The following is a 13631-nucleotide window of genomic DNA, read 5'->3' as shown; positions in this document are numbered from 1 at the left end:
ATTATTTAACTGTTGTTAAGAGGTAATCTCCTTTTTTAACAGTTGTTTCTTGGCTTACCAAGACGTCGTCATAGATTGCTGTGTTGGTAATAATAATTGGTGTAATTGTTGGCAGTCCTGCTGCTTTAATTGCTTCAATATCAAATTCAAGTAATTTTTGACCAGCTTGCACTTTTTCACCTTGTTGGACAAAGGTTGTAAAACCATTTCCATCTAGAGAAACTGTATCCATACCTACATGGATAAGAATCTCAGCACCATTATCACTTTGGAAACCAATAGCATGTTTTGTAGCAAATACTAAAGTAACAGTACCATTAGTTGGAGCATAAACAACTCCTTCTTTAGGATTGATTGCAATACCTTTACCCATTGCTCCTGATGCAAATACTTCATCTGGTACTTCAGTTAATGGAACGATTGTACCATTGATTGGGCTCGCAATAATTTCTTGATTAATTTCTTTTAATGGTGCTACTTCTTCAACTGGTGTAGTTACAGGTGCAGCATTGTCAGCTTTTGGTCCACCGTATAAGTAAGGAACTGGAACCAACATTTGAATTGCAAAAGAAGCAAAAATAGCTAAGAACATTAAGCCAATACCAATCCACATTGGTGTTAATCCTTGTGTAGGGCTTACCCATGCTGGAAATTGGAAAATTCCCATTGCGCCGAAGGCATACATCTTAATATGGAAAAGAGATAGAATAGCACCGATTACACCTGAAACTATACATGAAATATAGAATGGTGTTTTCATTGGTAATATTATACCATAAATAGCGGGTTCTGTAACACCAAAAATTGAAGAAATAAAGGCTGGCATAGCAACTGATTTAACTTTTTGCTCTTTTGTTTTTAACATAATTGCTAATAAAACACCAGTTTGTGTAAAGTTAGGAAGAGCTGCACCTAAAAGGATATCAGTCCAATGATTTTGTGTAAATTGTAAAATTGCAAGTGGAACGATAGCCCAATGTAATCCAAACATAACCAATACTTGCCATAATAGTCCAAGAAAGAAACCATATAAAACAGGACTAAAGTTCATTAAACCAATAAAACCGTTAGAAAGTAGATCTGATGCAAAGTTTGCGATTGGCCCAACTAATAAGAAAGTAAGAGGAACTGTTACTAAAATAACAACAAATGGTATTACGAAAACTTTTACCACATCTGGTGTAATTTTCTTCATTTGTTTTTCAATTATTGAAGCAACCCAGATGGCTAAAATTACAGGCATTACTGTTGATAGGTAACTACCAGATGATGGTAATAAGAAAGGAATTCCTAAAACAGATGCCACTTTAGCTTTTGCTAAAACTGCTACAGTTCCTGGAAGTGTTGGGTAGACTAGCGCTGTTGCAATCGCTGCCGCAGTAAACTCATTCATTCTAAATTTACGTGCCGAGGTAAAAGCAATTAAGATTGGTAGAAACTGGAAGAATCCATCACCAGCTGCTTCAAGAATTGCATAGATTGCACTTGTTTGTGATGACAAATGTAAGGTTGCTGCTAAGATTGCTACGACACCTTTGACGATACCAGCCGCAGCCAATGGACCTAAGAAAGGTTGGAAAATTCCAGAAATCAAGTCAACAAAACGGTCAAATAAATTACCTTTGTCAATATCACCTTCATCAATATCTAAGCTACCACTACCTTGGATACCAGCAACTTTTTGAACATCTTCATAGACATCAGGTACGTGATTCCCAATAACAACCTGATATTGTCCTCCGGCTTTTACAACAGTTACAACACCATCCCGTTGTTTGAGGTAGTCATCGTCTGCTTTACTTTCATCTTTTAAATTAAAACGTAGACGAGTAACACAGTGTTTGAGACCAAGAATATTTTCTTTACCACCAACATGAGCTACTATATCTTTAGCCAGCTCTGTATAATCTTTTTTAGCCATTTGAGGCTCCTTTCTGAAATACATTGGACTAAGACAATAATGGGTATCAGTTGCATTAGTCTAATCGATTTGGATTTTGACAATAGAAAAAACCCAAACAAATACCAAATATATGCCTAGCTAGCGCTAGTACATCATATCTCGTATCTATTTAGGTTTTGCCTGCTTACCAGTAACAATCCATTTACTATATTTCATATAATAACAAAAAGCGCTTTCATTTGCAAGTGCTTTTTTAAAATTAATTTAAAAAGCTGAAAATTAATTTTCAGCTAAAGTTTCTAAACGTTGAATATGTATAGTCAAATAGACTTGTTCATCCTTACTCATCGGAAAATCATAGCTTGTCTCAACAAAGGATTTTATCTTCTCCGTACAAGTAAAAGCTTGTGGATAATTCAATTTCACTTGCTCAAAAAAGGAAACTGTCATTTGCTCCTTGAACCAAACCATTGATGACACGTTGCGCAAAATACTGAATATGGGTAACAAAACGGTTGTAAGAAACCATATCTGCTTCAGAAATCTTCCCATAATGGAATCTGACAATATCAAGAATATTAGTCACAATTTTAGCAATCTGTTGACCACTTTCAATAGCACCAACATCTTTTTGTGCATTAATAAAATGCAAAGCCAAGGAAGCTACTTCATCTTCTGGTAAATCAATATCCATCATTTCTTTAACAATTGCAATACCATCACGCGCCACTTGAAATTCTTTGGAAAAAATTTGCGAATTTCCCAGCTCAACGGATTATTATTAATTAATCCATTTTCTAAGCGTTCAAACGTATAATGCAAATGATCAGCCAAAGAAATATACAGTGCCATATCATAAACAGTATCAAGAACTTCTTGACCATGTTCAATGATAGCTGTAACAGTTTCAATTTCTTTTAAAGACAAGTTTTGATAAACACTTGTTAAATCATTAATCAAACTAGAATCTTGTAATGTAAAACGTTTTTCAACTAAACTATCATCTACTAGGTCCTCCGGCTTCTTTTGAAAACCAAGACCCCTCCCCATGATAATTTCTTCCTCGCCTTTGTCATTGCGAACTTGTACGACATTATTATTAAAAACTTTATCAATGATCACTTATAGAATCTCCAATCTATAATTTCTTGATACCCATGTCATAAATCATATCAGAACTTTTCTTTTATGACAATAGCCCTGCTATGACATTAGTAATCGTCTGACCATTCCTACATCAGGTTCATTGACCACTAGGAAAATCGTAGCACCTGCTGACAAGATGGTATCGCCAGATACAACCTGTGATTTATTATGATTAACCTGAGTTGTAATAAGAGTATTTTTTGGCAAGGCTAAATCCCGAACATATTTACCAGCTAATTTATGGCCGACAGTTAGTTCAATCAATGTTGGTTCAACAATATCCTTAACATGTCTGATTGGTAGTTTTTCAAGCATCGCCTCATAAATTGGTTGCCCTTTTAGTAAATCCATTATTGCATAAGCCACAAACGTTACTACAGCTATTGACATCAAAGGCTTTAAATCACCAACCATTTCCGTTACTAAAATCATCCCCGTTAAGGGAGCTTTAGAAATGGCACCAAAATATCCAGCCATCCCTAAAACGATAAACAAGGGCATCATTTCTTGAGACACTAGCCCTAAGTCTCTAAAGCAAATGCCAAAGAGTAAGCCGGCAAGTGCACCTAAGGTCAATATTGGTAGGAAAATACCACCTGGTAAACCACTCCCATAAGATAACATGCTACCAATAAACCTTACAATAAAGTATCCTAATACTAAAATAAAATTAACCTTTAACATAGATAAGGAAATAATTAATCCATTCCCACCACCTAAGAGATTTGGAGATAAATAACCAATAACTAATATTAGAGGTAATACCATTAAGGCATAAAAGGCTTGTGGTAAGTGAAGCCACTTACCGACTTTGTCAAAACCAGTCGATAGGTTAAGTATAATTTTTTCATAAGCAAAACCCATTACTCCTAGAAATAGCCCCATTACAATCAAAATCCAATAATGATCCAAAGCAAGGAATGGCATCACCTTAGGCATAGCAAGAACTGGTTTCAACCCGAAAATATATAAAGAGACAAAGTTAGCAATAATACTTGCTACTAAGGCACTAATCCAGATTAAACGAGAAAAGTGATGATAAATTTCTTCGACAACAAATAATAAACCGGCGATTGGCGCATTAAAGGCTGCAGATAAGCCAGCGGCAGCTCCACTTGCAATCATAATCCGTTTCTCTAAACGAGTGGACTTTAATCCCTCTGCGAGGCCTTTGGCTGTCATTGCCCCCAATTGAATGGAAGGCCCTTCACGACCCAACATAAAGCCCATAGAAATTGAGATAACCCCTGCAATAAATTTTTTCCAGAGAACACTCCACCAATTGGGTGCCAAAAGACCTTTCAACTCACCTTCAACGTGTGGAATACCAGACCCCTTTATATCTGGATCAGTTTGAATAAGATATCCTACCAAAAGTAAAATAAAAAAGCTGATAACAGCAATGGCAAGTAAAATAAGCAAATTCTGATGGGCAGCCTGATAACTACCAACAACTAATTGACTCAGTTTTTCAATTGCCAAACGAAACAAAGAGACAACCGTCCCCGCCACAAGGCCAACTAAAGCACCGCGCCAAACAAATGAAATAATAGAATTTTCAACTAAAGCATATTCATTTTTATGGTTTTCCATTATTCCCTCACTTTCTAACAACTCCTTCTATTGTATCAAAGATTTGGTGATGTTTCTAGGACAAAAAAATTGACTACTTGTCTGTAAATTTAGGAGTAACAAGTAATCAATATATTCACTTTTATAAATACTTATTTGACAGCATCTCTAACACTTTTTGCAACAATCTCAGCAACACCTTTTTGGAATGCTCCTGGCATTATGTTAGTTGGCGATAATTCATTCTCCGGTACTAAGCTAGCAATACCTTTTGCCGCTGCAATTTGCATTTCAATTGTAATTTGTTTTGCACGAGCATCCAGTGCGCCACGGAAAATTCCTGGAAATGCTAAAACGTTGTTTATTTGGTTTGGAAAATCACTTCTACCAGTACCGACAATGTATGCTCCGGCATCAATTGCTTCGTCAGGATAAATTTCGGGAACAGGGTTTGCCATAGCAAAGATAACTGGTTTAGGAGCCATTTTTGATATCCATTCATGTTTTAAAACACCTGGTGCCGAAACACCAATAAAAATGTCTGCATTTTCAAGTGCGTTCTCTAAGGTACCAGATACAAATTCTCTATTCGTAAGTTTAGAAATTTTAAGATGGTGTGGAGCTAATTTTTCTCCTTCTTTCTCATTGATAATTCCAAATTTATCTACTACAGAAATTGATTTTGCTCCAGCAGCTAATAGTTTTCGAGTTATAGATAGACCAGCTGATCCTCCACCATTGACTACAATTTTAACGTCTTGTATTGACTTATTTATAAGTTTTAAACTGTTAAATACTGCTGCTAATACCACAATAGCTGTCCCGTGTTGATCATCATGAAAAACAGGGATATCACATTCTTCAATAAGACGTTTTTCAATCTCAAAACAACGAGGGGCACTAATATCTTCTAAATTGATTCCGCCAAATGTAGGAGAAATAGCTTTTACAATTGAAATAATTTCTTCAGTATCTTTAGTATCAAGTACTATTGGAATAGCATCAACGCCAGCAAATTCTTTGAATAATACTGCTTTTCCTTCCATAACAGGCATAGCTGCTATAGGTCCAATGTCACCTAATCCTAAAACTGCAGTACCATCACTAATGACAGCTACGGTATTTTTTTTCGTTGTCAACTCATAACCTAATTTTGAGTCCTTAGCAATCTCCAAAGACACTGTTGCAACTCCTGGGGTATAGGCTATACTTAAGTCCTCTTTATTTTTTACTTCTAATTTTGACTTAACTTCTAATTTTCCACCAAACTCTTTTGCTTGTAGTAAAGCTAATTGACCTAAATCTTTTGACATATTGAATCCTCTTTCTAATTATTGTTTGAAAATGATACGTAAAATTGCTGTCATCGTTATAACTGTAATTGCGCCACCTAAACGAGTTGCTACTTGTGCAAAAGGCATCAAATTCATACGATCTGCTGTAGATAAAATAGCAACATCTCCAGTACCACCCATCCCACTTTGACAAGCCGAAATTATTCCTGCTTCAACTGGATTCATATTCAAGAATCTTGAAATGAAGAAACCAACTGAAATTACAGTGAATACTACTGAGATTACAACTACAAAATATTGCCAACTTAAAGTAGCGACGACGTCTTTTAAAGGGATATAGAGTAATCCTAGGCCGGCCATAAGTGGGAATGTGAAGTTTCCGGAAATAAATTTATATAATTGTTTGGCACCATTTTGTGTTTCTTGTGGTATAACATTTAAATATTTTAACAGGGCAGCTAAAATAATCATCAGTACAGGGCCGGGGAAACCTGTTAAATGTTGCAGTAAACCACCTGCGATGAAAAGTGAACATGCTGTAAGAACACCTGCCCCCATTAATTTGACGTCCAATTGTCCTGAATTATCTTTTAATGCATCAGACATGTCTTCGCCTTTACCAATTTTTACTAATTGACCTTGTCCAGAGTATTCAGGGTATTTTTCTCCAAATCGATTTAGAAGTGCAGTACACATTATTGCAAAGAAATTACCTATAATTGTAGCTGGAATTAATTGTGCTACTAATTGCTCACTTCCTACGCCCGTTATTGAACTATAACCAAGAGACAGAGGCAAAATGCCTTCACCTATTCCACCTGCTAAAACAGGTGTTACAATATAAAATAGTGTTTTTTGCCATTCTAATCCCAAAATGACACCTACTAAAGTTCCAACAGCCATGGCACAAACCATGCCCACCAGCATTGGAATAATCATTTTAAATAATCCTTGAATAAGAATTTTTCGATTCATTCCTAAAATACTTCCACATACTAGGCAAGCTATATAGAAGTAAAGAAAGTTAGCTTCTTTCATCAGTATATTTGTTGCTTCTAAGACATTTGGATTTAGGAGATTAAAAAATACCAAAATTGAAGGAACTAATAACGAAAGAATTGCAGGACCTCCAAAATTTTTCAGACCAGGAATATTGCCTCCAATTGTTCCCAATAACCAACCCATAGTTAAAATTACAGCAAATCCACCTAACATATTAACAGGTAACTGTTGTAAATATCCAGTAGTTACTATTAATGTAGCTAATACTAAATAGACAGGGAAGGGGACCGACCCAATCCTTATTTGATGTAAAGAACGCTTCTTGACTTCTTCAGTTCGAGAAGTACTTATCTTAGTAGTTGCCGTTGCCATATTACAACCTCCTTATTTGATAAATTCAGTATAAATGACAATCACAGATTATTATAGATTTTTTAATTAGTTTAAATACTTAAATTTTTTCAATTTATTTAACTAATTTAAGCAAATATCACTCAAATTTATATGATATACTTTATAAATAGGAGGTTTCATGAGACCAAAACTATCATTATGGGCAAGTATTTCATTAATATTTATATCCATAATTGCTATGACCACAGTAATTTTTTATAGTATTATGATTGGCGAAACGTATCAATCGATTAAACATCAGGAAACTCATCTGTTAACTGCAACAGGCAAAATGTTAGCAAAAAATAAAGGCATCAAACAGGTATTGACTGATAATGTTCCTAATGAAGATATTAATCAATTTACAGTCGATATTTCTAAAACATATAAATTAGACTATGTCGTAGCTATGAATATGAATGGCATCCGATTAACACACCCAAATCTGGAAAAAATAGGAAAACCATTCCAAGGTGGAGATGAAAATCAAGTTTTGAAAGGAAAGGAAGTCATTTCGACAGCTAGAGGTAGTCTGGGAAAATCTTTAAGGTATCTTATCCCTGTATATAATGGCAAAAAACAAATCGGTGCACTGGCCGTGGGTATAAAACTGACAACGTTAAATCAAGTTGTTTTTCAATCCAAAAAGAATTACACTACTGCATTAATATTTTGTATATTGATAAGTTTAGCTGTAGCAAGTGCTACTTCAATTAAGTTAAAAAAACAATTACATAACCTTGAGCCAAGTGAGATATACCAGTTACTTGAAGAAAGAAATGCTATGCTTGACCAAATTGAGGATGCTGTTCTTGTGATAAATAAAAACAGGATGATTCAATTAACCAATCAATCAGGAAAAGAATTAATAAAAGATTATGATATAAAAAATGTAAGCCGAAAAAGAATTGAAGAAATTTTCCCAGAATTTACAAATATCAAGTACGATATTACACATGAACAGTTATTACATGTCAATGATACAGACTTGTTATTGAAAGTATCACAAATTCAAGTAAATCACGAATTACGGGGTTATTTAATATTTATTCGCGAAGCTTCTGAAGCTATTTATACATTGGATCAGCTGATGTATACTACTACTTATGCATCTGCACTACAAGCTCAAACACATACCTTTATGAATCAATTACATGTTATCTATGGTTTAGTGGATATTCAATATTATGACCAGTTGAAAATATATTTAAATAGCATTTTAGAATCTGAAGACGGCATTGTTAACACTTTATCTGTTTTAGTCAAAGAACCATTACTAGCTAGTTTCTTTATTGGAGAACAAGGGAAATACAAAGAATTAAATACAGATTTTGTTATTGAAGCAATAAGTGAAATACCAAATGCCTTATCCAACAATCAGATAAATAAGGCACTTATGCTTTATCAATTTATCCACACTCATATAATCAGTGCTTTGAATCCCGAGAAAGTATTATTAACTATTGACTACAATAATGGTTATCTCATTTCTACTTACCAACTTTTAGATAAATCTATTACTAATGATACTATTCTTGAAATATTAAATAATCAATTCTTTAGACACTTACTTAGTGATACAAATTCAATCTACTCTAAACAAATAGATCAAGATGAACTAACGTTTTCGATGACCACCCCCTATAGAAGAGGATAATATGAATGTACTAATTATTGAAGATGACCCAATGGTAGACTTTATTCATAGAAATTATTTAGAAAAAGTCAATAAATTTCAAATAATATTATCAAGTGACTCAATAAGTGATGCCTTAAATAAATTAGATCATTATAATATTAACCTTATCCTGCTTGATATCCATATTAAAGAAGGAAATGGCATACAATTTCTAGAAAATTTAAGGCTTAAACATCACAATTGTGAGGTTATCATCATCTCAGCTGTTAATGATGGAAAGATTGTAAAGTCGGGTTTTCATTTCGGGATAGTAGATTATCTCATTAAACCTTTTACCTTCGAAAGGTTTGAATCAAGCATTACAAGTTTTTTAGACAGAAAAAAACAACTTAATCAACATATCATTAACCAGAATCAAATAGATAAACTTAAGAATGGTCAAAATAATAAACAAAAGCAAGATAACATTTTTTTAGAAAAAGGTTTATCAGAAAGTACTTATAACTTAGTACTGTCAACTATTTCAACACTAAATAGAGAATTCACAATACAAGAACTTACTGATGCAACTAATCTATCACATGTTTCTGTTCGAAAATATGTTGCTTTCATGGAAGAAAATGAAATAATTGAGGCTAAACAAATTTATACAAAGGTTGGTCGTCCATATAAAATTTTTCAAAGAATATAATTGAATAATCTCAATGATACTATATTTTTATTGTTGACTAAAAATACTTTTCGAATTCAGGGAATATTTTAGATCTATGCTAAAATATTAGGCATGGAATTTTTTAAAATTTGCTGCTGTCCCTAACCACATAAGAAAAGTATTTGTATATTAAGAATTTTATTTTAAAAACCTCACCAACATTATGGTGAGGTTTTTAATTATTTCCGATACATCTTAAATTGGAGGTATAAGTCGTTATAGATGCCAAGCCAATTATCACCTAAGTTGTCGTAGACTTCCAACTTTTTGATTGTTTTTTGGGTTGGATAAAATGCTGTATCATTTTTGATTTCTTTTGGAAGCATGGCTTTTGCTTTATCAATTGGTGTCGCATAGCCAATATATTCAGCATTTTGTGCTGCATTTTTCGGCTGATTAATAAAGTTTAAAAAGGCATAGGCTTCTTTTTTATGCTTCATTGTTTTTGGTAAGACCAAATTATCAAACCAGAGATTTGAGCCTTCTGAAGGAACAACATAATGCAAATGTTCATTGCTATAAAGCATTTCACTAGCCTCACCAGAGAAGGTAACCCCAATACCCGCATCACCTTGAATCATATAGCCCTTCATCTCGTCAGCAACAATTGCTTTGATATTAGGCGTTAATTTTTGAAGACGATTTTCAACTTGTGTTAGTTTAGACAGATTTTTCTCATTTAAACTATAGCCAAAAGTATTGAGACCAAAGCCCATTGTTTCACGAGCTCCATCAACCAACATGATTTGGTTTTTATATTCTGGACGCCATAAATCAATCCAATGTTTAGGTGGATTTTTTATGATTTGATCATTATAAACAATCCCAACAGTCCCCCAGAAATAAGGAATGGAATAATCATTTTGGGGATCAAAATTTTTCCCCAAGAAATCATTTCCAATATTTTTCATGCTTGTTAATTTGGATTTATCTAGTTTTACCAGTAAATCTTCTTTAACCATCTTATCAATCATGTAATCACTAGGAACTGCTATATCATAGGTTGTCCCACCTTGTTTTATTTTAGTATACATGGCTTCGTTAGAATCAAAGGTTTCATATTGAACCTGAATGCCAGTCTCCTTAGTGAATTTTTTTAGCAAAGCTGGGTCAATATAATCTCCCCAGTTGTAAATGACTAGTTTGTCGGATTGTTTGGCTGTGCCTGATTGCTTTTGCAAAATGACATTTAAGCAAATTAAGATGAGGACAATACCCAGGATGCCTCCAATAAATGAATAAAGTTTACGCATGCTTGTCCTCCTTATCTTGGGAAATATAATAATATCCCATTACCAATAGGATTGAGAAAAGGAAAACAATTGTTGAAAGAGCATTAATATCAAGGGAGATGCCCTGACGTGCCCTTGAATAGATTTCGACAGACAAGGTTGTAAAGCCGTTCCCCGTTAAGAAAAAGGTCACCGCAAAATCGTCCAGCGAATAGGTGAATGCCATAAAGTAACCAGCAATAATACCAGGTGTTAAATAAGGCAGCATAACTTCTTTCATCATTTGATACTGGTTGGCACCCAGGTCATAGGCAGCATTAATCATATCTTGATTCATCTCATTTAGTCTTGGCAAGACCATCAAGACCACAATTGGAATAGAAAAAGCAATGTGACTAAGTAAGACAGACATACTTCCCAATTGAAATTTGAGTGTGGTAAAAAGAATTAAGAATGAGGCACCAATCATAACGTCTGGTGAAACCATTAAGACATTATTTGTTGATAAGAGTGCATTATGATATTTCTTGCGGGCATGATGGATATAAATAGCACCAAATGTTCCAATAATTGTAGCTAAAAGGGCACTTGTAAAGGCCAAAACAAAGGTTTGAAGTAGGATCGACATCAATCGACTATCGGCAAACAATGTTTGGTAATGCTCTAAAGTAAAGCCTTTAAAGCCGTTCATGTCACCACCCTTATTAAATGAATAACCAATTAAATAAAAGATTGGGACATACAAGAGGGCAAAAGTGAATGCTAAATAAAATGGTGCGATTTTTTTCATTTACTTCTCTCCTTTGTTAGGTACATGATGGCCAACATGGTCAGAATTAAGATAACCCCAATAGTTGAACCCATACCCCAGTTTTGAGTTGTTAAGAAATGTTGCTCAATGGCTGTCCCTAAAGTAATAACACGGTTACCACCAATTAGGCGAGTCAACATGAAGAGACTTAGACTAGGAATAAAAACAGACTGGACTCCTGCTCTGACACCACTCATTGATAGAGGGAAAGTAACTTTAGAAAAAGTTTGGACTTCACTAGCACCTAAATCTCGACTGGCGTTAATCACATTATCATCAATATCATCAAGGGCATTGAAGATTGGCAGGATCATAAAAGGGATCTCAATGTATGAGGCAACAAAAATAAATGAAAAATCAGTAAATAAAATTTGTTGTGGGCCAATACCAATAAAGGTAAGAAAGTCATTTAATGACCCTTGTTGCCCAAAAATCCCCATAAAAGCGTAAGCCTTTAACAGTAAATTGACCCATGTTGGCAAGATAATCAACATTAGCCACAACTGTTTATGCTTTAATTTGGTTAAACAATAGGCTGCTGGATAGGCAATTAATAAAGTAACTAAAGTAATAATCCCCGCATACAAAATTGAGTTAAAGCTCATTCTAATGTATGTCCAAGATGAAAAGAAAGTCTGATAATTGGCTAATGTCACATGACCTTCAATATCAAAGAAAGATTTATAGATAAGAAGAGCAACAGGGGCAAGCACAAAAAGCACTATCCATAAGAAATATGGAATTGAATAGAGCTTAGAGGTTTTCATCATGTCTTTCCCCCTCAATCGCATTGATTAACCCATCTTCTTGTTCATCTACCTCAACATATTCATCAATACGGGCGTCAAATTCTTCTTCTGTTTCATTGAGCCTCATGACATGGATATCTTCTGGAGTGAAGTCTAGACCGATAATTTCACCTTCAATGGCTTTGCGGGTAGAATGAATCATCCACTCATTACCTAATTCATCATAGGCAATGATTTCATAATGAACACCACGGAATAACTGAGTGTCAACTTTAACTTGTAATTTTCCTTCTTCTGGAAGGGTAATTTGTAAGTCTTCAGGACGAATAACAATTTCAACGGGTTCGTTAGGACGCATCCCACCATCGACGGATTCAAAAGTTTTACCATTAAAGGAAACTAAATAGTCCTCAATCATTGTCCCGTTCAAGATATTTGATTCCCCAATAAAATTAGCAACAAAATGATTAATCGGTTCATCATAAATATCAACAGGTGTTCCAGACTGAACAATTTCGCCATTGTTCATGACAAAAATCCAGTCACTCATTGCTAGAGCTTCTTCTTGATCGTGCGTAACAAAAACAAAAGTAATACCAAGTCTTTGTTGCAATTCTCTTAATTCATACTGCATTTCTGTTCTCAATTTCAAATCAAGCGCAGATAATGGTTCATCTAAAAGGACAACACGAGGTTGGTTAATGATGGCTCGGGCAATTGCAACACGTTGTTTTTGTCCACCTGATAGTTTTTGAATCGGACGATTTTCATAACCTTCTAATTGAACCATTTTTAAGGTCTCTGTAACACGCTCTTCAATTTCTTTTTTAGGAACATTTTTCAGTTTTAAAGCAAAAGCTACATTATCAAAAACATTCATATGAGGGAATAGTGCGTAGTTTTGGAAAACAGTATGGATATCACGTTTACTAATAGGTAAGTCATTAATACGTTGACCATCAAGATAGACATCACCACTGGTAGCGTCTAAAAGTCCAGCAATAATATTTAATATAGTTGATTTACCAGAACCTGAAGCACCTAGAAGTGTATAAAACTTGCCCTCTTCAAGTTCGAAATTAATATTATTCAATACTTTAGTGTTATTGTCATCAAAAACCTTTGAGACATTGTTAAATAAGATAATTGGCTTAGTCAATTGTCATATAACCTCAAT

Annotated in this window: 10 protein-coding genes and 1 pseudogene; 2 read left to right on the top strand and 9 right to left on the bottom strand. The window is 34.3% G+C overall.

Going from position 1 to position 13631, the window contains the following annotated elements; translation table 11 throughout:
- Position 1: 1 nt before the first annotated feature.
- From MKY69_RS04960 to MKY69_RS04940, 5 genes and pseudogenes are all read right to left on the bottom strand, one after another.
- Complete coding sequence (locus MKY69_RS04960; protein ID WP_340791091.1) at positions 2-1921, bottom strand: beta-glucoside-specific PTS transporter subunit IIABC; 1920 nt, start codon at positions 1919-1921, stop codon at positions 2-4.
- 261 nt (positions 1922-2182) lie between these two features.
- Positions 2183-3025, bottom strand: a pseudogene (gene licT / locus MKY69_RS04955) (BglG family transcription antiterminator LicT).
- A gap of 81 nt (positions 3026-3106) precedes the next feature.
- On the bottom strand, positions 3107-4642 hold the full coding sequence (locus tag MKY69_RS04950; RefSeq protein ID WP_071519453.1) for a ClC family H(+)/Cl(-) exchange transporter: 1536 nt from the start codon (positions 4640-4642) through the stop codon (positions 3107-3109).
- Between the two features lie 131 nt (positions 4643-4773).
- Positions 4774-5934 (bottom strand): NAD(P)-dependent malic enzyme, encoded by a 1161-nt coding sequence (locus MKY69_RS04945; RefSeq protein ID WP_340791088.1) that lies wholly within the window; start codon positions 5932-5934, stop codon positions 4774-4776.
- A gap of 18 nt (positions 5935-5952) precedes the next feature.
- Positions 5953-7290, bottom strand: a complete 1338-nt coding sequence (locus tag MKY69_RS04940; protein WP_003103604.1) for a 2-hydroxycarboxylate transporter family protein — start codon at positions 7288-7290, stop codon at positions 5953-5955.
- 160 nt (positions 7291-7450) lie between these two features.
- On the opposite strand from MKY69_RS04940, the gene MKY69_RS04935 reads away from it, so the two are divergent.
- Positions 7451-8968: a sensor histidine kinase gene (locus tag MKY69_RS04935; protein WP_340791086.1), complete on the top strand. Its 1518-nt coding sequence runs from the start codon at positions 7451-7453 to the stop codon at positions 8966-8968.
- 1 nt (position 8969) lies between these two features.
- Positions 8970-9641 (top strand): response regulator, encoded by a 672-nt coding sequence (locus MKY69_RS04930; protein ID WP_311981682.1) that lies wholly within the window; start codon positions 8970-8972, stop codon positions 9639-9641.
- A 200-nt stretch (positions 9642-9841) separates the two neighbouring features.
- Here the strand turns inward: MKY69_RS04930 and MKY69_RS04925 are convergent, their stop codons facing one another.
- Genes MKY69_RS04925 through MKY69_RS04910 form a run of 4 tightly spaced genes read right to left on the bottom strand, consistent with a single transcriptional unit; the run spans position 9842 to position 13613 of the window.
- Complete coding sequence (locus MKY69_RS04925) at positions 9842-10915, bottom strand: ABC transporter substrate-binding protein (protein WP_096633512.1); 1074 nt, start codon at positions 10913-10915, stop codon at positions 9842-9844.
- Positions 10908-11684, bottom strand: coding sequence for an ABC transporter permease (locus MKY69_RS04920; protein WP_003104060.1), 777 nt, complete (start codon positions 11682-11684; stop codon positions 10908-10910). Before MKY69_RS04920 ends, MKY69_RS04925 begins: the two co-directional genes overlap by 8 nt.
- A complete protein-coding gene (locus MKY69_RS04915) occupies positions 11681-12475 on the bottom strand; it encodes an ABC transporter permease (protein ID WP_037620186.1) in 795 nt (264 codons plus the stop codon). The genes MKY69_RS04920 and MKY69_RS04915 overlap by 4 nt, the downstream gene beginning before the upstream one ends.
- The gene (locus tag MKY69_RS04910) at positions 12459-13613 is read right to left on the bottom strand and encodes an ABC transporter ATP-binding protein (RefSeq protein ID WP_003105568.1); all 1155 of its coding nucleotides are present in this window, start codon (positions 13611-13613) and stop codon (positions 12459-12461) included. Before MKY69_RS04910 ends, MKY69_RS04915 begins: the two co-directional genes overlap by 17 nt.
- Positions 13614-13631 lie beyond the last annotated feature (18 nt).

Origin of the sequence: Streptococcus sp. FSL R7-0212 (genome assembly GCF_038007985.1) — a bacterium.
Lineage (GTDB): Bacteria > Bacillota > Bacilli > Lactobacillales > Streptococcaceae > Streptococcus > Streptococcus parauberis.
The sequence above is the reverse complement of the archived record's forward strand: the minus strand, read 5'-3'. Positions and strand labels throughout refer to the sequence as shown.